Annotated in this window: 19 protein-coding genes and 1 tRNA gene; 8 read left to right on the plus strand and 12 right to left on the minus strand. The window is 72.5% G+C overall.

What is annotated here, in order from left to right; all coding sequences use genetic code 11:
- Positions 1–404: 404 nt before the first annotated feature.
- Complete coding sequence (locus Aeryth_RS01880) at positions 405–584, plus strand: hypothetical protein (RefSeq protein ID WP_144433635.1); 180 nt, start codon at positions 405–407, stop codon at positions 582–584.
- 750 nt (positions 585–1,334) lie between these two features.
- Here Aeryth_RS01880 and Aeryth_RS01885 read toward each other — a convergent pair.
- Both Aeryth_RS01885 and Aeryth_RS01890 read right to left on the minus strand, forming a co-directional pair.
- On the minus strand, positions 1,335–1,868 hold the full coding sequence (locus Aeryth_RS01885; protein WP_067861197.1) for a DinB family protein: 534 nt from the start codon (positions 1,866–1,868) through the stop codon (positions 1,335–1,337).
- A 235-nt stretch (positions 1,869–2,103) separates the two neighbouring features.
- Complete coding sequence (locus Aeryth_RS01890) at positions 2,104–2,469, minus strand: carboxymuconolactone decarboxylase family protein (RefSeq protein ID WP_067853920.1); 366 nt, start codon at positions 2,467–2,469, stop codon at positions 2,104–2,106.
- 75 nt (positions 2,470–2,544) lie between these two features.
- Between Aeryth_RS01890 and Aeryth_RS01895 the strand changes: the two genes are divergently transcribed.
- Positions 2,545–2,799 (plus strand): metal-sensitive transcriptional regulator, encoded by a 255-nt coding sequence (locus Aeryth_RS01895; protein WP_067853923.1) that lies wholly within the window; start codon positions 2,545–2,547, stop codon positions 2,797–2,799.
- Between the two features lie 3 nt (positions 2,800–2,802).
- Here Aeryth_RS01895 and Aeryth_RS01900 read toward each other — a convergent pair whose 3' ends face one another.
- Together Aeryth_RS01900 and Aeryth_RS01905 are read right to left on the minus strand one after the other, a co-directional pair.
- Positions 2,803–4,098, minus strand: coding sequence for a D-arabinono-1,4-lactone oxidase (locus Aeryth_RS01900; RefSeq protein WP_067853926.1), 1,296 nt, complete (start codon positions 4,096–4,098; stop codon positions 2,803–2,805).
- A gap of 13 nt (positions 4,099–4,111) precedes the next feature.
- Positions 4,112–5,305, minus strand: coding sequence for a type III PLP-dependent enzyme domain-containing protein (locus tag Aeryth_RS01905; RefSeq protein ID WP_067861199.1), 1,194 nt, complete (start codon positions 5,303–5,305; stop codon positions 4,112–4,114).
- Between the two features lie 90 nt (positions 5,306–5,395).
- Between Aeryth_RS01905 and Aeryth_RS01910 the strand changes: the two genes are divergently transcribed.
- A complete protein-coding gene (locus tag Aeryth_RS01910; protein ID WP_144433636.1) occupies positions 5,396–6,916 on the plus strand; it encodes a carboxypeptidase-like regulatory domain-containing protein in 1,521 nt (506 codons plus the stop codon).
- Between the two features lie 67 nt (positions 6,917–6,983).
- On the opposite strand, the gene bioD is transcribed toward Aeryth_RS01910, so the two are convergent.
- The 6 genes from bioD to Aeryth_RS01940 form a co-directional block, all read right to left on the minus strand.
- Positions 6,984–7,598, minus strand: coding sequence for an ATP-dependent dethiobiotin synthetase BioD (gene bioD / locus Aeryth_RS01915; protein WP_236749798.1), 615 nt, complete (start codon positions 7,596–7,598; stop codon positions 6,984–6,986).
- Between the two features lie 93 nt (positions 7,599–7,691).
- The gene (locus Aeryth_RS01920; RefSeq protein WP_067853932.1) at positions 7,692–8,819 is read right to left on the minus strand and encodes an 8-amino-7-oxononanoate synthase; all 1,128 of its coding nucleotides are present in this window, start codon (positions 8,817–8,819) and stop codon (positions 7,692–7,694) included.
- Positions 8,816–10,096, minus strand: a complete 1,281-nt coding sequence (locus Aeryth_RS01925) for an adenosylmethionine--8-amino-7-oxononanoate transaminase (RefSeq protein ID WP_083516554.1) — start codon at positions 10,094–10,096, stop codon at positions 8,816–8,818. The genes Aeryth_RS01920 and Aeryth_RS01925 overlap by 4 nt, the downstream gene beginning before the upstream one ends.
- A 14-nt stretch (positions 10,097–10,110) precedes the next feature.
- Positions 10,111–11,268, minus strand: coding sequence for a biotin synthase BioB (gene bioB, locus Aeryth_RS01930; protein WP_067853935.1), 1,158 nt, complete (start codon positions 11,266–11,268; stop codon positions 10,111–10,113).
- A gap of 85 nt (positions 11,269–11,353) precedes the next feature.
- Positions 11,354–12,622, minus strand: coding sequence for an alpha/beta hydrolase (locus Aeryth_RS01935; protein WP_083516182.1), 1,269 nt, complete (start codon positions 12,620–12,622; stop codon positions 11,354–11,356).
- Complete coding sequence (locus Aeryth_RS01940) at positions 12,619–14,016, minus strand: CoA transferase (protein WP_067853941.1); 1,398 nt, start codon at positions 14,014–14,016, stop codon at positions 12,619–12,621. The genes Aeryth_RS01935 and Aeryth_RS01940 overlap by 4 nt, the downstream gene beginning before the upstream one ends.
- Before the next feature lie 65 nt (positions 14,017–14,081).
- Between Aeryth_RS01940 and Aeryth_RS01945 the strand changes: the two genes are divergently transcribed.
- Positions 14,082–14,771, plus strand: coding sequence for a helix-turn-helix domain-containing protein (locus tag Aeryth_RS01945; RefSeq protein ID WP_067853944.1), 690 nt, complete (start codon positions 14,082–14,084; stop codon positions 14,769–14,771).
- A gap of 3 nt (positions 14,772–14,774) precedes the next feature.
- On the opposite strand, the gene Aeryth_RS01950 is transcribed toward Aeryth_RS01945, so the two are convergent.
- On the minus strand, positions 14,775–15,245 hold the full coding sequence (locus Aeryth_RS01950; protein WP_067853947.1) for a hypothetical protein: 471 nt from the start codon (positions 15,243–15,245) through the stop codon (positions 14,775–14,777).
- Between the two features lie 87 nt (positions 15,246–15,332).
- Here Aeryth_RS01950 and Aeryth_RS01955 point away from each other — a divergent pair.
- Positions 15,333–15,405, plus strand: a tRNA-Thr gene (locus Aeryth_RS01955).
- A 432-nt stretch (positions 15,406–15,837) separates the two neighbouring features.
- Here the strand turns inward: Aeryth_RS01955 and Aeryth_RS01960 are convergent.
- A complete protein-coding gene (locus Aeryth_RS01960) occupies positions 15,838–17,082 on the minus strand; it encodes an ammonium transporter (protein WP_067861203.1) in 1,245 nt (414 codons plus the stop codon).
- A gap of 322 nt (positions 17,083–17,404) precedes the next feature.
- Between Aeryth_RS01960 and glnT the strand changes: the two genes are divergently transcribed.
- The 3 genes from glnT to Aeryth_RS01975 are packed head-to-tail and all read left to right on the plus strand — an operon-like array spanning position 17,405 to position 20,393.
- Positions 17,405–18,727, plus strand: a complete 1,323-nt coding sequence (gene glnT / locus Aeryth_RS01965; protein WP_067853949.1) for a type III glutamate--ammonia ligase — start codon at positions 17,405–17,407, stop codon at positions 18,725–18,727.
- A gap of 38 nt (positions 18,728–18,765) precedes the next feature.
- Positions 18,766–19,662 (plus strand): class II glutamine amidotransferase domain-containing protein, encoded by an 897-nt coding sequence (locus Aeryth_RS01970; protein WP_067853951.1) that lies wholly within the window; start codon positions 18,766–18,768, stop codon positions 19,660–19,662.
- A complete protein-coding gene (locus Aeryth_RS01975) occupies positions 19,650–20,393 on the plus strand; it encodes a protein glxC (protein WP_083516184.1) in 744 nt (247 codons plus the stop codon). Before Aeryth_RS01970 ends, Aeryth_RS01975 begins: the two co-directional genes overlap by 13 nt.
- Positions 20,394–20,406: the final 13 nt, after the last annotated feature.

Genomic DNA, 20,406 nt, shown 5'->3' on the forward strand with positions numbered 1-20,406 from the left:
GTGGCTAGATTGCCACGTATCCGGGCGGTGGCCGCGGAAGAAGGCAGGTCTGTGATGCGGGCTTTGATCATCAACGGTGCGCTCCGGTTTTTGTCTGGCTTGCGCTGAATGGTTGGCTGCTGCCGAGGACGCGAGTGATGACGTCCACTCCGCACGGGGCAGCACAGAAGCAGACACTATTTCTGGGCGCCGTCCTCTTCGGGCTTCCATTTTTCTGTCGGGCTTGCTCTTGCTTGGGTTCCTGCAATACGCGGGTCCTCGTCGGGACCGTGCGCCGATCGAATTCTCACGGCAGCGACTCTTCGACGTCCCGCGGGAATCGCAGGAGTAGCAGTCGACAAGACGCCGAGTCCTCGGCTGATCAAGTTCTTGCTGTGCTCACATCCGTCCTAGACTCGGCCTCCATGGCTGAGCGACCTCCCGACATGAAGTTTCGGCTCGGGGTAGCGGTCGTCGCACTTCTTGCGATGCTCGCTGGCATCGTCATGAAGGCGGGTGCGGGGCAGACGGGCGGTGCTGTCGTCGGGCTCGTCATCACCGTCGCCTGCGCGCTGTGGGTCGCGCGACTGTACTTTCGCGCATGACGAGGAAGGTGCGGCATCTGGGATGGGCTCAGTCGCGTCACCTTTGCGCCGAGGTGAATCGATGAGGAATCAAGCGCTATGGGTGACGATCTGCCTTCTCCTCGCATTCGTCGGGGGACCGCTTCTTGTGAGACTCCTTGGTATGCCTCGTGGTGCCGGCGCCCTCCTCGTCATCGGCCTTTTCGTCGTCTTCGCCGTTCTTCTCGGGTATGCAGAACGCCGCGCCAAGAAGCGCTGACTGGTGATCCCGGTGGGAAGCATCTGCGGGTTCGCGACCCTCGGCGCCGCGGGTGGCGCGGGCGGCATTGCTGCGGGAGCGTAGGTCGCAGGCGGCGACCTGACGTCACGACCCGACAAGGCCGGCGTCGACCGAGTCATCGAGATCTGAGGGCACGTGATGCATCCGGCGAACAGAGCACTCGTGACGCTGTGGATGTACTCGGCGGCTTTCGTGACAGTCGTCCTGGCCCTCGCCGCTGTCTACCGAGTCAGCTGGCAGCTCGGCCTGCTGGCTGTCTTCATGGGTGTCTGCTTCCTTCCCATGCGTCGGTTCGTGAGGCTTCTCGGCCGGTACTAGAGAGTGCTCGCCGGTATCACGTGTCTGCGCGGCCCCCATCGGGTGCCAACGGGCCGTCGTCGCGATGCGCTTCTGGATGGGTGTTGCGTCGGTGTCGCAGGCCTCGTGTCCTGCTTCGACGCCGAGCTCGCCTGAGCGTGCAGGGGGTATGCCCCCGCGTCCAGAGTGTTCCGCTACTCCCCGACGCTCCCGTCGAGCGCCTGGCGCAGGAGGTCGGCGTGGCCGTTGTGGCGGCAGTACTCCTCGACCATGTGGACGACGATCCAGCGCAGCGAGACGGGCTCGCCGGTGCGGCGGTCGGGGCGGGCGGCGAGGGTGTCGAGGCCGTCCGGCGCGGTGTCGAGGAGGGCGTCGGAGCGGACGACCGCCGACTCCCACAGGTCGCGGAGGTCGGCGGGTTCGTCGTCGACGGCCGAGTGCCAGTCCCAGTCGGGGTCGTCGGCCCAGGGCGCGTCGTCCCACGGGACGGTGGGCTCCGCGCCGGAGAGGACCACGCCGAACCACCAGTCCTCGACGTAGGCCAGATGCTTGGTCATGCCGCCGAGCGTCATCGTCGACGGGGGGAGCGGGGTGTGCAGCTGGGCGTGGTCGAGGCCGCTCGTCTTGAGCGCGAACGTGCGTCGGTGGAAGTCGAGGAACCCGCGCAGCGTGGCGGCCTCGTCGCCGGCGAGGGGAGGGTCGGTGCGGCCGTGCTCGTCCGTCGTCATGCCCCACCCCAGCACGACGCCACGCGAACGGGCAAACCCGACCTCAACGTCGGAGAAGACGTCGCAGCAACCCAGCAGGCCGGTCGGTCCCCGAGGGGGCAGCGTGGCCGGCGCACCACCGGTCGGCGGGAACCATGGCGCGCACCTGCGCCACGTGCTGGCCGCAGCCCGCCCAGGTGGTCTTCGAGCAAGTGGAGCAGGTGACAGGACGACACATCGAGGGTTCTCCTTCGGATCAGACGGCGGGGTCGGTGCTGGCGTCGTCGGGCGCGAACTCGCAGAACGCGGCATACGCGCGAGGGCCGTGGATCGTGGCGGGTCCGCCGTGCATGAGGAACGTGACGCCGATGGCCTCGGCGGCTTGCTGGCGAGTGGCGCCGGCACGTGCAGCCGCCTGGGCGTGGGAGGCGATGCAACCGTCGCAGCCCTCGACCACGCCGATCGCGAGAGCGATGAGCTCCTTGGTGCGGACGTCGAGTGCTCCCTCGGTGAACGCCGCGCGGTGCAGCTCACCGAAGCCCGCGTAGATGTCGGGAACGGCGCGCCTCAGGGCGCGGTGCAGTGGCGAGAGCTCGTCGAGCACGGTCTTTCCGTGGGACATGTCAACCTCCTCATCTTATCCCCCCTGGGGGATATGGAACCGTAGCATATCCCCCTGGGGGGTTATGCTGTCCACATGCATCTCAAGCCCGAGGAGACCAAGGCCGTCGCTCTGCGCATGAAGCGCGCGCACGGCCATCTGGCCAGCGTCATCCGCATGCTGGAGGAGGGCGCTGAGTGCGAGGACGTCGTCACGCAGCTGGCTGCGGTCAGCAAGGCCATCAGTCGCAGCGGGTTCGCTCTCGTGAGCACCGGCATGCAGAAGTGCGTCACCGAGGGCGAGGACGTGGATGTCGCCCGGCTGGAGAAGGTCTTCCTGTCGCTTGCCTGAGCCTCAGCCGAGCACGCGGTCGAGGTAGGGGTTGCTGAACACGCGCTGCGGGTCGAGCTCGTCGCGCACCGCCACGAAGTCGTCGAACCGGCTGTACCGCTGGCGGAGGTAGTCGGCGTCGAGCGTGTGCATCTTGCCCCAGTGCGGGCGACCCTCGTGGGCCGTGAACACGTCCTGCGCGGCGCGGAAGTACGCGGTCGGGTCGAGCCGGTGGTACTGGTGCACGGCCACGTAGCAGTTGTCGCGCTCGTGACCGGTCGACATCCACACGTCGTCGGCCGCGGTGAAGCGCACCTCGATCGGGAACGCGACCGTCTCGTGACCTGCCGCGAACCAGCGCTGCAGCCCGGCGATCACGTCGTGCAGCGCACCCCGAGGCACGGCGAACTCCGACTCGCAGAACCGCACCCGGCGCGGCGACACGAACACCTCGTGGGACTGGTCCACGTACTCGCGCGCCGAGAGCGCCGAGCCGCTCACCTGGTTCACGCGCGGCACCGCCGACCGGAAGCGAGCGCCCACCCGGTTGACGACCTCGAACAGTCCGTTGCTCAGCAGCTCGTCGTCGACGAGGTGCCGCAGCCGGCCGACCGGCGCGCGCTCCGTCCCCTCCGGCACGCGGTTGTTGCGCTTGACCAGCGCCTTCTCCGTGTGCGGGAACCAGTAGAACTCGAAGTGGTCGTTCTCCTCGACCAGCTCGGGCAGCCGCTCCAGCACCTCCGGCAGCCGTATCGGCTCCTCCCGGGCGTGCAGCAGGAAGGCCGGCACGCACTGCAGCGTCAGCTCCGTGACGACCCCGAGCGCACCGAGCCCCACCCGGGCGGCCCCGAACCAGGGGTGCGTCTCGTCGATCTCGACGACGTCGCCGTCGGCGGTCACCAGCTGCACGCCGACGACGGCCGCCGCGATGCCCTGCAGCCTCGCGCCGGTCCCGTGCGTGCCGGTGGACACCGCACCCGCGACGGACTGCGGGTCGACGTCGCCCAGGTTCGGCAGCGCCAGGCCGAGCGACTGCAGCAGCGGGTTCAGCCGGTGCAGCGACATTCCCGCCTGCACGCGCACGCGCCTCGTCGCCGCGTCGTGCCAGACGAGCGTGTCCATGCGGTCGAGGCGCAGCAGCACGCCCTCGGTGGCCGCGATCGGCGTGAACGAGTGACCGGCGCCGTAGGCCTTGACCGGCAGGCCCTCGGCCCGGGCCGCGTGCACGGCCTCGACCACCTCGGCCGTCGACGTCGGGTGCAGCACCCGCCGCGGGTGCGAGCGCACGTTGCCCGCCCAGTTGCGCCAGAGCACGCTCATCGCGTCGTCCTCGTCATCCGAAGTTCTTCCCCTCGCCTCGGTAGGTCGGCACGGTCTCGGCGCGGCCGGCGTCGTCGACGAGCGTCACGGTGTCGAACCGCTCGCACATCTCGCCGGCCTTCGCGTGCCGGAACACGACGCGCTCGCCGATGCGCAGGTGCCGGGCGGCCTTGCCGCGCACGGGCGTCTGCACCTCGCCCACGCCCTCGGTGCCGACCAGCGACAGACCCTCCGGCCAGACCGGCGTGGGCATGCGGTTGGCCTGCGCGGGCCCCGACGCGGTGTACCCGCCGGCGAAGCAGGTGGCCACGTCCTTGGCCGGTCGACGCACGACGTCGAGGACGATGTATGCGGCGGGTCGCGCCTCGAAGGCGTCGTAGCGGTCGAAGAGCGTCGGCGTGAACAGGCCCGAGCCGGCGGTCAGCTCGGTGACGGTCGGGTCGGCCCCGGTCACCTCGAGGCTGCCGGTGCCACCGGCGTTCACGAGCTGGAGGTCCGCGTGCTGCGACACCGCCTCGACCACGGCGCGACGTCGGTGGGCGAGCTCCGTCGTCGACAGTCGCTTGACGACGCGCACGGCGGCGGAGGTGTCGGGCAGGCCGGCCACCTGCGCGTCGTAGAACATGACCCCGACGAGCTGGAAGCCGGACCGCGCGGCGAGCCGTCGGGCGACGCCCGCCGCCTGACGCGCGGTGTGCACGGGCGAGCGGCGCACGCCTAGGTGCACGGGGTGGATGCCGAGGGCCCCTGGGCGCAGCGAGGCGTCGACGTCGAGGCAGATCCGCAGGGTCGGGTGCGACCCGCCTACGACGCGCTGGATCGCGTCGAGCCCCTCCTCGGAGTCGACCATGAGCGTGATGGCCGCCCGGCGGCGTTCTCCGGCCTCGCCGGGCTCGGTGAGGGCGAGCAGCCCGGCGCGGTCGACGGTGGGGTAGGCGAGGAGGACGTCGTCGGTGACGCCCTCGTCGACGAGCCAGCAGCTCTCCGCGAGCGAGTAGGTCATGACGCCGGCGAACCCGGGTCGGGCGAGCGTGCGCTCCAGCACCGACCGCACGCGCACCGACTTGCTCGCCACCCGCACGGGCACCCCGCCCGCCCGGCGGACGAGGTCGTCGGCGTTCGCCCACAGTGCAGGCTCGTCCAGCACCGCCAGTGGCGCGGACCGAGCCGCCGTGGCGGAGAGCAGACGCGAGAAGGGTCCGGTCACGTCGACCAGGATGGCACGCGGGGCGGTTCGCGTGGCGGCCCGTCGGCCCACGCCCTACGGTGCCAGGGGGGACACGAACAGGAGCCCGTCGTGAACCTTCCTCCCCGTCCGGCTGTCGTCCTTCTGCTGGTGGCGACGCTGCTCCTCACGTCCGTCGGGACGTCCGTCGCGAACGAGGAGTGCGCACGAGGCTGCGTACCGCTGGTCGTCGTGCTCGAGCACCCCGAACCCAGCACCCGCCAGAAGTTGACGGTCGTGCGGGCGGACGACCCTGAGCGGACGGTCGCGAGCACCTCCTTCGGCATCGAGGGCGGCGCCGGAGCGTCGCTTCCACCGGGGCGGTACAAGATCCGGGTCGACAAGACGACGTGGTGGGGCGGTCGATCGCACGCCACGGCACGCGTCCTCGAGCTCGAGCGTGGTGATCGGCCCGAGATCCGTATCGAGCGCGGGGACGGCAACAACCTCACCTTCGACGTGACCGACACGCGAGGGGACCCGGTGCCGTTCCTGCGGATGAACCTGCTCGACGCGGCCGACCCCGCCCAGATCGTGTCCAGCACCACCATGACGACAGGCCGGGTCTACTGGACCACGAGAGGGCCGACGTCGTCCTTCGTCGTCGAGGTCGTCGACCTGTCGGGCACCTACGCCACCCGGCGGGTGCCGGCGCAGCACCTGACGAGCGTCACCGTGCGGCCCGCCTCGGGTCCGGCCCCGGCCTACGATCCCAGCCCCGGACGGAGCGGTGAGATCGTCGGAGCCGTGTCCGTGGCTGACTGGGATCGAAGCAGGGTGGTGTCTCGTCTCGTCAGGGCGGACCTCCCGACCGGCGTCATCGCGTCCAACGAGGTCTACGACCCCCAGGGCTTCGACGCCGGGAAGAACCTGCGTCTGCGCTACGTGCCTCCGGGACGTTACAAGATCCAGCTGACCGACGGGCTCTGGGTCGGCGGCGACAGTCACGCGACCGCATCGGTGATCGACGTCCGTCCTGGTGAGACGACGCGCATCGTCGACGACGTACCTGCCCGGGGGGACGTCACGGGCACGGTGGTGAGCGACCGGGGAGTTCCCCTCGACGGCGTCCTGGTCACGGTGTTCCGCTCCGGCGATCCGCACCCGGTGTCCCGTGTGCTCACGGGCAGCGACCCGAACGGTCTGCCAGGGCAGTTCGACCTCGTAGGACTCCCGCCCGCGGACTACCAGCTGCGCGTGAGCGACACCCAGGGGCGCATCGTGCCGCGCTGGTTCGGTGGCGCTGACTCCCGGTCGAGCGCGGCCGCGTTCCGCCCGGTGGTCGGGGGCGACGTGGCCCTGCCCGTCACCACGGTCCTCACCGGTCTCAGAGCCACCTCGACGCCCCGCGTGCTCGGTCGCGCGCGGGTGGGCAGCACGCTTCGCGCCACTTCCAGCACCTGGTCGGTCCCAAACGTCTCCACGCGTCGGGAGTGGCAGCGGGACGGCCGGCGGATCCCCGGGGCCACCGGGCCGACCTATCGGCTCACCCGGGCCGACCGCGGTCACAGGATCGGCTTCGCGATCACGGCTCGAGCCGAGGGCCGCCCTGCGGCGACGATCGTCTCGAGGACCGTCCGCGTCCCTCGGTAGTGCGAGACGAGAAGAGGGTCGGCCTGTCGCCTGGTGTCCTCCTCCGCGAACCCCACGCGGTCCGAGGTCAGCGGTCGTCCTGGGATGCCTGCCCGACGAACCAGGACGGCGCCGTCGTGACGAACTCCTCCCGTGCGAGCGAGCCCGAGCCGGCGGGCAGCACGGCGACGACGGGGACGCCGGTCACTCGGGGGAGGTCGTCACGGTTGCACGTCTCGGCGAGGCCAGGGCGCTCCGGCCACGCGCCGACGACCAGGCCCAGCGGCTCCACGCCACGGTCTCGGAGTGCCTCGACGGTGAGCGCCGTGTGGTTCAGCGTGCCGAGGCCGGCCCTCGCCACGACGACCACGTCGACGGTGACGTCGGGGGGCGCGGCCTCGGTCAGCCCGACCGCGAGGTCGAGCAGCGTCCCGCCGTCGGTGTCGAGGCGGACGAGGAGCCCGCCCGCGCCCTCGACGAGCACGACGTCGTGGTCCGCCGCCAGCTCCAGCACGGCGCCCACGTGCTCCGACACCGGCGGGAGCGCCACCCCCTGACGACGCGCGGCGGTGTCGGGGGCGAGCGGGTCGTCGAGCGCCACCAGCTCGCGACACTCGACCCCGGTCAGCCGCTCGACGGTGCGCGCATCGCGCGGCTCCGGGTCGGCGCCCCCGATGCCGGTCTGCACGGGCTTGACCACCACCACGCGACCGTGCGCGGTGCGTCGCCGCCAGGGCGGCGACAGCCACCGTCTTGCCGACCCCGGTGTCGGTACCGGTGACGACCACGACGCGGCTCATCGGAACGTCCCCACGACGCCGACCAGCACGTCCAGGGCACGCGACCAGTCGTCGTCGGCGACACCTGCGCTCGCCGTCACCCGCAGACGCGAGACGCCGTCGGGCACCGACGGCGGACGGAAGCACCCGACCCGCACCCCGGCGTCGAGCGCGGCGGCCTGGGCGGCGACCGCCGCGTGCGGCGACGGCATCGGCACCGACAGCACGGCCCCCGCAGGCGCGGCGACGTCGAGAGCGGTGGCGAGCTCGCCGACGCGTCGGTGCACCGTCGCGGCCAGGTCGGGCCGGCGGCGCACCTCGTGCAGGGCGGCGAGTGCCCCGGCTGCCGACGCGGGTGCCAGGCCGGTGTCGAACACGAAGGCCCGTCCGCGGTTCACCAGGTGCTCGCGCAGAGCCGCGGGTCCGAGCACGGCGCCGCCCTGGCTGCCGAGCGCCTTCGACAGCGTGGCCGTGACCACCACGTGGTCGAGACCGGCGAGCCCGAGCCGCGCCACCAGGCCAGGCCCGTGCACCCCGAGCCCGTGCGCCTCGTCGACGACGAGCAGCCCGCCGTGCCGCTCGCACAGGCCGGCCAGCTCGACCAGGGGCGCCGCGTCACCGAGCACGGAGTACACCGACTCGACGAGCACCAGCGCCCGCTCCCCGGCGTGCTCGGCGTCGCGCAGGGCGCAGGCCACCGCGTCGACGTCGCCGTGGGGGACGATCGTCAGCCGAGCGCGCGACAGCCGCACGCCGTCGACCAGCGACGCGTGCACGTGGGCGTCGGAGACCACCCGCGTGCCCCGGTCGGCGAGGGCGGCGACGACGGCCAGGTTCGCGTGGTAGCCCGTCGACGTCACGAGCGCCGCGGGCTGGCCGAGGTCGCGCGCGAGGGTCTGCTCGAGCTCCTCGTGCACGGCGAGCGTGCCCGTGACGAGCCGGGAGGCGCCTGCGCCCGCTCCCCACTGCAGCGCCGCCGTGGCGGCGGCGCGGGTGACGGCAGGGTCGCGCGCGAGGCCGAGGTAGTCGTTGCCGGCGAGGTCGATCGTCGGGTCGTCGGCGCCGCGCGGTCGCAGCGTGCGCACCAGCCCCGCCTCCTCGCGGGACGCGTGCTCCTGCGCCCACCAGTCCGTCCAGACGCTCATGCGGCGCGCACCGCCTCGCCGACCCCGGCCACCAGCTGCGCCAGCGCTGCGTCGTCGCAGACGTAGGGCGGCATCGTGTACACGAGGTCGCGGAACGGTCGCAGCCACACGCCCGCCGCGAGGGCGGCGTCGGTGGCCGCCGCGACGTCGACGGCGTGGTCGAGCTGCACCACGCCGACCGCGCCGAGCGTGCGGACGTCGACGACGCCCTCGACGTCGCGCAGCGGCGCGAGACCGCGGGCCAGCGCCTCCCCGACGCGTCGCACGTCGGCCTGCCAGCCGCGCTCGAGGAGGAGGTCGATGCTGGCCGACGCGACGGCGCACGCCAGCGGGTTGCCCATGAACGTCGGGCCGTGCATGAGCGCGCCGGACTCGCTGGCCGACACGCCCCGCGCAACCTCGTCGGTGCACAGCACCGCGGCGAGCGAGACGTAGCCCCCGGTGAGTGCCTTGCCGACGCAGAGGACGTCGGGCGCGACCAGCTCGCTGACGAAGAGGTGGCCGGTGCGACCGAAGCCCGTGGCGATCTCGTCGTGCACGAGCAGCAGACCGTGCTCGTCGGCCACCTCGCGCAGCACGCGCAGGCACGCGACCGGGTACGAGTGCATGCCGCCCGCCCCCTGCAGGAGCGGCTCCACGACGACGCCCGCCAGCTCGTGGGCGTGCCGGGCGGCGAGGTCGCGCACGCCGTCGGCCCACGCCGTCACCTCGGCGTCCGACGCGTCGTGGCGCGGCGGCCGGTCGGCGAACACCTGCTGCGGCAGCAGGTCGCGCCACATGGTGTGCATGCCGCCGACCGGGTCGGTCACGCTCATGCAGTCGAACGTGTCGCCGTGGTAGCCACCGCGCACCGTGAGCATGCGGGTGCGCTCGGGGTGCCCCGTCCCGCGCTGGTGCTGCAGCACCATCTTGAGCGCCACCTCCACGGCCACCGAGCCGGAGTCGGCGAGGAACACGCGCTCCAGGGGGGCGGGCGTCAGGTCGACGAGCCGTCGCGCCAGCTCGACGGCCGGTGCGTGCGTGAGCCCGCCGAACATCACGTGGCTGAACGACGCGACCTGATCGGCCACCGCACGGTCGAGGACGGGGTGGCGGTACCCGTGCACCGCGGCCCACCACGACGACATCCCGTCGACCACCCAGTCGCCGTCGACCTCCAGCCGGCACCCGTCGGCGCCTGTGACGACCCTGGTGGGCGAGGGCTGCGTCATCGACGCGTAGGGATGCCAGACGTGCGCGCGGTCGAAGTCGCGCAGGTCGGCGAGGGTCGCGGTCACGGGAGGGTCGGTGGTCAGGCGTTGGCGGGGACGTCGGTGCCCGCGCCGCGCTGCCGGATCGCGAGACCGGCCGTGCCGTCGTGCGACGCGCAGCCGCTGCAGGCGGTGCCGCACCCGGTCGACGCGGTGCCGCACGGCGAGGCCGCGGGCGCCGCTGCCGTCGGCTCGGCAGGCTCGTGCCCGTGGAGGTCGTCCGCGCCGAGGATGGTGAAGCCGTGATCGCGGATCAGCTCGACGTCGGCCTTGGCGTCCTGGCCCTCCGACGTCAGGTAGTCGCCGAGGAAGATCGAGTTGGCCACGTGCAGCGCGAGGCCCTGCAGCGAGCGCAGGTGCATCTCGCGTCCGCCGGCGATGCGCACCTCGCGGTCGGGGCAGACGAAGCGCGCCATCGCCAGGATCTTCACGCAGCGGGCCGGGGAGAGCTCCCACGTGTTCTCGAACGGCGTGCCGTCGAACGGCATGAGGAAGTTGACGGGGATCGAGTCGGAGCCGAGCTCCTTCAGCGCGAAGAGCGCCTCCACGAGCTGCTCGTCGGTCTCGCCGAGCCCGGCGATGAGCCCCGAGCAGGGCGACAGGCCGGCGGTGCGCGCCTTGGAGATCGTGTCGACGCGGTCGTCGTAGGTGTGGGTGGTGACGATCTTGTCGTGGTGCGACGCCGCGGTGTTGATGTTGTGGTTGTAGGCGTCGACGCCGGCCTGCTTGAGCCGCTCGGCCTGGCCGTCCTTGAGCAGCCCCAGGCAGGCGCACACCTCGACGTCGGGGTAGCTGTCCTTCAGTGCCTCGGTCATCTCGGCGACCTTCTCGACGTCGCGGTTCGAGGGGCCGCGTCCCGACGAGACCAGGCACACGCGCGACGCGCCGCCTCGTAGTCCGGCGCCCGCCTGGCGCAGCGTCTCGTCGGTGGAGAGCCACGAGTACTTCAGGATCGGCGCCTCGGACCCGACGGCCTGCGAGCAGTAGCTGCAGTTCTCGGGGCACAGCCCGGACTTCAGGTTCACGAGGTAGTTGACCTTGACCGTGGCGCCGAAGTGCGCGCGGCGCAGACGTCCGGCGGCCGCGACGACGTCGAGCAGGGCGGCGTCGTCGGCGCGCAGCACCGCGAGCGCGTCCGCCTCGGTGGCGCTGCCCCCGTCGAGGATGCGGGTGGCGAGCTGGTCGAACGATGCGGTCATGACGGTCCTCGACTTCGGTGGCGGCCCCTGAACACCGTTCAGGTGAACGGTGTTCAGGTGACGATAGCCGATCAGGCTGGACGCGTCACGGGGTCGTCGGCGAGGAGCGCCGGGCGCCGTCGTACCGCTGCAGCCAGTCGAGCGTGAGGCGACGGTTCGCGGCGGCAGCGGGCGTCAACGTCGAGGTCGAGTCGCCCGTGCTGTGCTCCATCCCGGGGTACTGCACGTACCGGTGCGGCACGCCGAGCCGCGCGAGCACGTCGACGAACGCGCGAGTGCGGTCCGCGAGGACGAGGTGGTCGCGTGCTCCCTGGTAGACGAGCGTCGGCGGGGAGTCGGCGCTGACGTGCGTCGCGGAGTCGGTGGAGCGGTACCGCTCTGGGTACTCCGCGGGCGTCCCGCCGACGTACCACTGCTCGACCTTCCGGGCGATCGCCGTGCGGTCACCGATCCCGCTCAGGTCGACGGCCGGGTACCCGGCGATCACCGCGCGCACGACCGGGAGCGGCGTGCCCGACGGCGAGCAGCTGGACCTGAGGGTCTGGTCGGCGGACGTGTAGGCGGCGTTGACGGCCAGGTTCCCTCCGGAGGAGAGGCCGAGCATCGCGATCCGGTCGGCGTCGAGGTGGTGTGCCTCGCCCGCACGCGCGACCCACGCGAGCGAGCAGCCCACGTCCTCCACCTGCGTCCGCCACGGGTGGTAGGTGGGGGAGGCCAGCCGGTAGTCGACGTCGAGCACCGCGTAGCCGTGGGCGAGCAGGTACCCGGTGTACGCGTTCGGGGCACGCGACCCGGTCGAGAACCCGCCGCCGTGGACGGAGACCGCGACCGGCCATCCCGCTCGTGGTGCACGTCCGGCCGGTAGGTACAGGTCGGCGCGCAGCGTGGTGGTCCCGGCGGTGCCGACCGTCACGGTCCGGCTGGGGCCGCTGGCGAGGCCGGTGAAGGGCAGCGTCGGCAGCAGCGGGCTCGTTCCGGCGCCCGTGGACGCGACGGCGACGGCGAGCGCGACGCTCGTCGCGACGGCGGACACCGCGCCGGCCGACCCGGCCACCGTGAGCACGAGCGGGAGGCGTCGGCGGGGCCGAGGTCGCCGTCGCCAGATCGTCGCGGCACTCACCACGCCGACGACGCCGACCACGACGTTCCACACCCCGAGCGAGTCCCGCAGCACGCCGAGGAGGATCACCAGGTACTGCGACACCTCCCACTGCAGCAGCGGCATCGTCCACGACACCGGGACGACGGCCAGCAGCTGCGCGAGCACCGTGAACACGACGGTCACGACCGCGACCGTCCACAGCACGGCGCGCCCGACCGCGCGCAGCCGGCCGCGCGTCGGTGCGGACGTCATCGTGGCTCCGCCCAAGCCATCGGTGCCGAGCCGAGCGGCCACGGGACACCACGGTGCAGGTCCCACGTGGGGGTGACGTCGAGGAGGCTGGGCAGCGCCGCCACCCGGCCGAAGGGACCGTCGGTCTCCACCGTCGCCACCGCGTCGAGGTGCTCGCGCAGGTCGGGTCCCGCGGAGAGCTGGTGGGGGTTGTCGCCGAAGGACTGCACCCACGTGCAGACTCTCGCGAGGTCGACGTGGACGTGCCACGAGCCGCCCTCGGTCGCCTGCCGGTGCAGGGCGGTCTCGATGCCCGCGGCGAGGAGGAACGCCGCGACGTAGTCGTTGAGCAGGTAGGTGGGTGGGAGCGCAGCCCGGTCGCCGCCGCCCTCCTCGAGAGCGAATCCCGTGGCCGCGCAGGCGAGCTGGTCGAAGCCGCCCCGGTCCGACCACGGTCCTCGGTCGCCCCATCCGTGCACGTCGCCCACGACGATGCCGGGGTGGTCGCGCGCGAGCTGGGCGGCGTCGATCCCGAACTGCGAGAGGTGTCGGTACCCGTGGACCACGACGTCGGCGCCGCGCAGCACGTCGTGGAGGTCGGCTCTCCCGGTCGGGGTCCGGAGGTCGCAGTACGCGTTCCGCTTGCCCGCCCCGGTCTCGATGATCATCGCGCTGGGGTCGGGCCGGTCGGGGCGTGACACGTGGAGCACGTCGGCACCCAGCTCAGCCAGGAGGCGGGTCGCGACGGGTCCCGCGATCACGTGGGTGACGTCGACGACCCGGACGCCGGTGAGCGGCGGTTGGGACGCCGCGAGCGTCGCCCGGGTGACGGGGTCGGCGTCGCCGGTGCGTTCGACGCGCACCAGCGGCTCGCCCGCGACGGCCCGTCCGACGTCTGAGGCCGCCCACTCCTCCCGGGTCCGGACCATCGTGGCGGTCCCGCCGGCCGCGACGATCGCCTCCTCGAGCGCCAGGGCGTCCCAGGTAGCGGCCGCCGCCGCGATCCGGTCGGCCCCCGGCGCGCACCCGAGCACGCGGAGCGCACGGTCGCGCAAGTGCGGGTAGGAGAGGAGCACGAAGACCTGCCGTCCGTCGCGGCACGTGTAGAAGTCGCTGTCGGCCAGCAGGTGCGGGTCCTCCATGGTCGCAGCGGCGGGGACGTCGCCGACCCGGGTCGCGAAGACGGCCATGAGCTGCAGCAGGGCGTCGTCGGTGCGGACCCGCACCTCCCGGGGAGGTGCACCTCGGGAGGTGCCGAACGCCGACGCGGCGGCTCCGTGCGCCGCCATGGCCGCGGCCATGCACTCGGCGAGGCGGTGCGGCGACGTCGTCAGGGGCTCGCTCCCGACCACGTGCGTGCGGCCGAGGTCGAGGGAGAGCAGCGTCGCGAGGTCCTGCAGGGGTGAGACGTCCACGGATCGAGTCTCGAACGCACGGATCCGGGGGACCAGGATCGTCGGATATGCGGCATCCTCGTGCCATGAGCGACCACCGCAGCGTGGGCCGGATCGTCGACCTGCTCGACGTCGTCGCGCGCGCCGACGTGCCGCCGACGGTGAGCGACCTCGCGCGCCGCCTCGACGTCCCCCGGTCGTCGGTCCACGACCTCGTGAGCGGCCTGGAGCAGCGGGGCTGGCTGCTGCGCGCCGGGCGTGGTCTTCGGATCGGACCCGCTCCGCTGGTCCTCGAGCTGCTCGCCGCGCGGCACGTGTCGTGGACGTCGGTCGACGCGGACGCCTACGCCGAGCGGTTCGACCTCGCAGCGGCCGCCGCCGTGCTCGTCGGTCGGCACGTCGTGTACACGGCGCGGTCAGAGAAGGTGGTCGACGAGCGGTACGCGCACGTGGCCGACCTGCACCTGCCGCGCGACCCCCTGACGACCGCGGCCGGACGCCTGCTGTTGAGCGCCGCACCTGCTCAGGTGCTCGCCAGCGTGCTGGACGAGACCCGTGAGACCGACCCCGGGCTCGTGGCGGACTACGAGGCGCAGCTGCCTCTCATCCGGCGTCGCCGGACCGCGTGGAGCGACGGGCTCTCGCAGGACGAGGTCGCCGCGGTCGCGGTCTTCCCGCACCGTGACCGCCCCGAGGCGCTCGTGCTGTTCGGTCGGAGGGTCGTCGACGCGGCGCGTCTCACCGCTGCCGCGCGCACCCTCGCGCGGGCGTCCTAGGCGTCAGCGGCCCATGATCGGGTCGAGCAGTCCGTCGAGCATCCCGGGGGAGGGGCTCGAGGACGGCGACGGCGACGGGCTGGGTTGCTGGGTCGGGGACGTCGGCCGCGGGCTGTGCGTCGTCGGCCCGGTGGGGGTGGCCCCGGGCGTGGTGGGCCGGGGCGTCGTCGGCGTGGTGGCACCTCGGTCGGGGGTGCGTCCGCTCGACGCGGCGGAGTCGCGATCGGAGTCGCCGTCGGAGTCGGAGTCGGGGTCGGGCTCGCGCTCGTCGCGGGAGTCGTCGTCCTTCGCGTCGCGCTCGCTGCCAGGGTCGGTGCTGCGCGGGGTGGGGGTCGGGCTGCTGGTCGAGGGCCGGGGCTCGGCGGCCGCCGACGGGTCGCCTCCGTCGCCGAGGGAGGTGAGCGCGACCGCGCCGACGGCGAGCATGAGCACGACGGCGCAGGCGGCGGCCGTGCTGAGGGTGCGGATGCGCACGGGACCTCCCGGGTGGACGACCTTCCACGGTAGACAACGACGCAACCGCCCGCCGGTGACGTCCGCGGCCCTACGATGGGTCCGCACGCCTCCGTAGCTCAGTCGGTAGAGCGCCTTACTTGTAATAAGGATGTCGCGGGTTCGATTCCTGTCGGAGGCTCCGAGCGCCAGCGAGGAGACTCCGACAGGAATCGGGAGGACCATCGCGGCGCAGCCGCCGGACGTGACGGCTCCTGTCCTGCGCTCCGAGCGCCAGCGAGGAGACTCCGACAGGAATCGGGAGGACCATCGCGGCGCAGCCGCCGGACGTGACGGCTCCCGTCGCAGGTGCACGTTTACGTGGGGCCCCACGCAAACGCGCGTTGGGGGCGTCACGTTGCGTGGGGGAGCGCGTGTTCACGTGGGGCCCCACCCGAACGTGCGCTGCGGGCGTCGGTTCACGTGGGGCCCCACGTCAACGTGCGCTGGGGGCGCAAGTTTGCGTGGGGGAGAGCGTGTTGACGTGGGGCCCCACGCAAACAGGCCCGGGCGGCGGGGGTGGGGCGGGACGCAGGTCGGCCCCGGACCGGGGTCCGGGGCCGACGCGTGGGGGTCAGGCGAGGTCGTAGGCGCGCTCGCGGGGGAGGGCGGAGTCGAGGCCGCCCTCCTCGTGGTCGGGGTCGACGCGCAGGCCGATCGTCTTCTTCAGCGCCAGCGCGATGACGAGGGTCAGCACGAAGGAGTAGGCCAGCACCGCGCCGGCGGCGGTGGCCTGCACACCGAGCAGGCGCAGCCCGCCGCCGTGGAGCAGGCCGGCTTGGCCGCTGGGGGCGTCGGCGGTGGCGATCAGGCCGACCATGAGCGTGCCGACCACGCCGCCGACGAGGTGCACGCCGACGACGTCGAGGGAGTCGTCGTAGCCGAAGCGCTCCTTGAGGCCGAGGGCGAGCGGGCACACGATGCCGCCCGCGACGCCGACGAGGATCGCGCCCATGGGGCTCACCGCGCCGCACGACGGGGTGATGGCGACGAGGCCCGCGATCGCGCCCGACGCCGCACCCATGGTCGTGGCGTGGCCGTCGCGGACGATCTCGACGCCGAGCCAGGCGAGCATCGCGGCGCACGTGGCGACGAAGGTCGTGAGCATGACGACCGACGCGTTGTGGCCGGCGGCGAGGGCGGAGCCGCCGTTGAACGCGTACCAGCCGGCCCACAGCAGACCGGCGCCCAGCAGGGTCAGCGGCAGGTTGTGCGGACGCGGCGCGGTGCCCCATGTGCGCCGCTTGCCGAGGACGATGGCGATCGCGAGCGCTGCCGCGCCGGAGTTGATGTGCACGGCCGTGCCACCGGCGTAGTCGACCGCCTTCAGCTTGTTCGCGATCCAGCCGCCGACCGTCGAGCCGTCCGTCGCGTCGAAGGCGAACACCCAGTGCGCGACGGGGAAGTAGACCAGCACCGCCCAGACGGCGGCGAAGACCATCCAGCTGCTGAACTTCATGCGGTCGGCCGCCGCGCCGGAGATGATCGCGACCGTGATCGCCGCGAACAGCGCCTGGAAGACGGCGAAGAGCGCGAGCGGCAGCGCGGTGTCCTTCTCGGTGAGCACCCCGCCGAGCCCGGCGTACTCGGTGACGTTGCCGAGCAGCCCGGCGCCCCCGTACGAGTCGCCGAACACCATCGAGTAGCCGAAGAGCACCCAGAGGATGCCGACGACGGCGACGGCGCCGAACGTCATCACCATCATGTTGAGGCTGCTCTTGACGCTGACCATGCCCCCGTAGAAGAGCGCCAGTCCCGGCACCATCATCGTCAGACCGATGATGCAGCTCAGGATGAAGGCGGTGGTGCCTGTGTCCATGTCCATGTCTCCTGCTGTGGCCCGCACTCCCGCGGGCGTCTCAGCACAGTGGACTCTGTCTACTTTGCGTTGACATGACGTCGACGTAACAACGTTGCGTCGCACCACCTGGACCGCCTTCCCGGTCCCGCGGCGACTCGACGCGCCCTCGTCCGGCGCGCCCCGGCGGCCGCTTCGAGGCCGCGGCTCGTCACGGACTTCTCACGCTCGGGAAACACGACCGTCATCTGCGTTCTGTCTACTCAAAGTAGACAAAGATTCACGCCAGTGGATAGGCTCGCGACGAGGGCCTCGCACCGGCGCGGCACCCCCGAGGAGCAGCATGACCAGCACCGCATCCCCCCTGGCGACCCTGGCCAAGGAGAGCGAGACGACGTTCATCCTGGCCCTGTTCGTCGACCTCACCGGCAAGCCCTGCGCCAAGCTCGTGCCCGTCGAGGCGGTGGAGGAGCTCGCCCGCGAGGGCGTCGGCTTCGCCGGCTACGCGGCGGGAGCGATGGGTCAGGAGCCCAAGGACCCCGACATCATGGCGATCCCCGACCCGGCGTCGTTCACGCCGGTGCCGTTCGTCAAGGAGGGCCTCGCCCTCGTGCACTGCGACCCCCACGTGGAGGGCGAGCCGTGGCGCTTCGCCCCGCGCGTCATCCTGCGCCGCATGATCGAGCGTGCCGCCGAGCGCGACCTGTCGGTCTACCTCGGCGCCGAGATCGAGTACTTCCTCGTGGCCAAGGACGAGCGCGGTGCGCTCGTCACCGCCGACCCCTCCGACTCCGCCGCGCGCCCCTGCTACGACGCGCGCGGCGTGACCCGCATGTTCGACCACCTCGCGTCGGTCTCGACGGCGATGAACCAGCTCGGCTGGGGCAACTACGCCAACGACCACGAGGACGGCAACGGCCAGTTCGAGCAGAACTTCGACTACGCCGACGTCCTCACCACCGCCGACCGCGTCATCACCGCGCGCTACCTGATCTCGATGCTCGCCGAGCAGCGCGGCATGACCGCGACGTTCATGCCGAAGCCGTTCGGCGACCGCACCGGCAGCGGGCTGCACATGCACCTGTCGCTGTGGAAGGACGACGAGCCGCTCTTCCCCGCGGCCGACGACCCGCGCGGCCTCGGCCTCTCGGAGCTGGCCTACCAGGCGATCGCCGGCGTCCTCGAGCACGCGAGCGCCCTGCAGGCGCTGGTCGCGCCGACGGTGAACTCCTACAAGCGCACCGGCGCGGTCGCGACGACCTCGGGTGCGTCGTGGGCGCCGCGCGTGCCCACCTACGGCGGCAACGACCGCACCCACCTGGTGCGCGTGCCCGACGGCAACCGCATCGAGCTGCGCGGCGGCGATGGCTCCGCCAACCCGTACCTGGCGGCTGCCGGCGCGATCGGCGCGGTGCTCGACGGCGTCGAGCGTCGCCTCGACCCCGGCGCGCCCGGCGGCAGCGACGACGCCGACCGCGCGCCCCTGCCGCTCACCCTCCTGCACGCCGTGGAGGCCCTCGAGGCCGATCCCGCCGTGTCGGGCGTGCTCGACAGCGTCGGCCCCGACGTGGCCCGCTACTTCGCCGACCTCAAGCGCGAGGAGTTCTTCACCTGGCACAGCCAGGTGAGCGCCTGGGAGGTCGACCACTACCTGACGGCCTTCTGAGCCGCCCCACCCCTGACGCACCTCGAAGGAGACACCCCATGTGCGGCATCGTCGGACTCCACCTCCGCAATCCCGACCTGTATCCCCGACTCGGTGAGCTGCTCACCGGCATGCTCTGCGAGATGGAGGACCGTGGTGCGGACTCCGCGGGGGTCGCCGTCTACGGCGACCCCACCTGGGCCCCGCCCGGCGTGGCCACCGTGTCGGTGCTCGCCGACGGCGTCGACGCCACGACGCTCGCCGAGCAGCTGACGGCGGCGGTGGGCAGCGACGTCGACGTCACGACCGCCGGCCCGACGCTGCTCGTGCACGGGCCGGTGGAGGCGTCGACGCTCGCCGCCGCGGTGCGCGCGACGGCGCCGGACGCGCTGGTCATCGGCTTCGGCGAGGACCTCGCCGTGCTCAAGGGTGTCGGACGTCCGCGCGACCTCGCCGCGACCTTCGGGCTCCCGTCCGCGCAGGGCTGGCAGGGCGTCGGGCACACGCGCATGGCCACCGAGTCGGCCGTGACCCCCGCGGGCAGCCACCCCTACGCCGTCGGGCCCGACCAGTGCATGGTGCACAACGGCTCGTTCCACAACTACCCGACGATCCGCCGCGAGCTGGAGGCGCGCGGCGTCCGGTTCGACAGCGGCAACGACACCGAGGTCGGCGCCCGCTTCGTCGCCCAGTGCCTCGAGGACGGGCTCGACGTGGAGACCGCGCTCAAGGAGCTGTGCCGTACGTTCGACGGCTTCTACACGCTGCTCGTCTCGAACCGCGACTCCTTCGCCGTCGTGCGCGACGCCATCGCCTGCAAGCCGGCCGTGGTCGCCGAGACCGACGACTGGGTCGCGATGGCGTCGGAGTACCGCGCGCTCGTGGGGCTGCCCGGCATCGAGTCGGCCCGCCTGTTCGAGCCGGAGCCGGAGCGGATCTACGCATGGACCCGCTGACCGCGACGCCCACCCCGACCTCCCACCGGAAGGACCCCACCATGGCCGCCACGCTCGAGCTCGACCTCGCCGTCAGCACCCTCCGCGAGGTCAACGCGCGCCTGCACGACCCCGACCTCGGCGCCGACGACGTCGTCGTCACGCACCCGGCGGGTCGGCACAGCGTCGCGGTCGGGCTGAACCGTCCGATGACCGTGACGGTCAAGGGCCACGTCGGCTACTACGCGGCGGGCATGAACCAGTCGGCCGACGTCGTCGTCGAGGGCAACGTGGGCGTCGGGGTGGCCGAGAACATGATGAGCGGCTCGGTGTGGGTGAAGGGCAGCGCGTCGCAGTCGGCGGGCGCCACCGCGCACGGCGGGCTGCTGGTCGTCGAGGGCGACGCGGCCGCCCGCTGCGGCATCTCGATGAAGGGCGTCGACATCGTCGTCGGCGGCAGCATCGGCCACATGAGCGCCTTCATGGCGCAGGCCGGCCGGCTCGTCGTCCGTGGCGACGCGGGCGACGCGCTCGGCGACTCCATCTACGAGGCCCGCATCTACGTGCGCGGCACGGTCGCGTCGCTGGGCGCCGACTGCGTGGCCAAGGAGATGCGACCCGAGCACCACGAGGAGCTCGCGACGCTGCTCAAGAGCGCCGGCTACGAGGACGACGACACCCACGCCTACACGCGCTACGGCTCCGCGCGCAGCCTCTACCACTTCCACGTCGACAACACGTCGGCCTACTGACACCGAGGGCAGC

The sequence above is a fragment of the Aeromicrobium erythreum genome (genome assembly GCF_001509405.1).
Taxonomy (GTDB): domain Bacteria; phylum Actinomycetota; class Actinomycetes; order Propionibacteriales; family Nocardioidaceae; genus Aeromicrobium; species Aeromicrobium erythreum.

Excerpts from the sequence above, each read along its gene's own strand:
- Aeryth_RS01975 (WP_083516184.1), top strand. The coding sequence starts at position 19,650 with ATGGACCCGCTGACCGCGACGCCCACCCCGACCTCCCACCGGAAGGAC.
- Aeryth_RS01895 (WP_067853923.1), top strand. The coding sequence starts at position 2,545 with ATGCATCTCAAGCCCGAGGAGACCAAGGCCGTCGCTCTGCGCATGAAG.
- bioB (WP_067853935.1), bottom strand. The coding sequence starts at position 11,268 with ATGACCGCATCGTTCGACCAGCTCGCCACCCGCATCCTCGACGGGGGC.
- Aeryth_RS01920 (WP_067853932.1), bottom strand. The coding sequence starts at position 8,819 with ATGAGCGTCTGGACGGACTGGTGGGCGCAGGAGCACGCGTCCCGCGAG.
- Aeryth_RS01900 (WP_067853926.1), bottom strand. The coding sequence starts at position 4,098 with ATGAGCGTGCTCTGGCGCAACTGGGCGGGCAACGTGCGCTCGCACCCG.
- Aeryth_RS01935 (WP_083516182.1), bottom strand. The coding sequence starts at position 12,622 with ATGACGTCCGCACCGACGCGCGGCCGGCTGCGCGCGGTCGGGCGCGCC.
- Aeryth_RS01970 (WP_067853951.1), top strand. The coding sequence starts at position 18,766 with ATGTGCGGCATCGTCGGACTCCACCTCCGCAATCCCGACCTGTATCCC.
- Aeryth_RS01885 (WP_067861197.1), bottom strand. The coding sequence starts at position 1,868 with ATGACGACGGACGAGCACGGCCGCACCGACCCTCCCCTCGCCGGCGAC.
- Aeryth_RS01960 (WP_067861203.1), bottom strand. The coding sequence starts at position 17,082 with ATGGACACAGGCACCACCGCCTTCATCCTGAGCTGCATCATCGGTCTG.
- Aeryth_RS01880 (WP_144433635.1), top strand. The coding sequence starts at position 405 with ATGGCTGAGCGACCTCCCGACATGAAGTTTCGGCTCGGGGTAGCGGTC.
- glnT (WP_067853949.1), top strand. The coding sequence starts at position 17,405 with ATGACCAGCACCGCATCCCCCCTGGCGACCCTGGCCAAGGAGAGCGAG.
- Aeryth_RS01945 (WP_067853944.1), top strand. The coding sequence starts at position 14,082 with ATGAGCGACCACCGCAGCGTGGGCCGGATCGTCGACCTGCTCGACGTC.
- Aeryth_RS01890 (WP_067853920.1), bottom strand. The coding sequence starts at position 2,469 with ATGTCCCACGGAAAGACCGTGCTCGACGAGCTCTCGCCACTGCACCGC.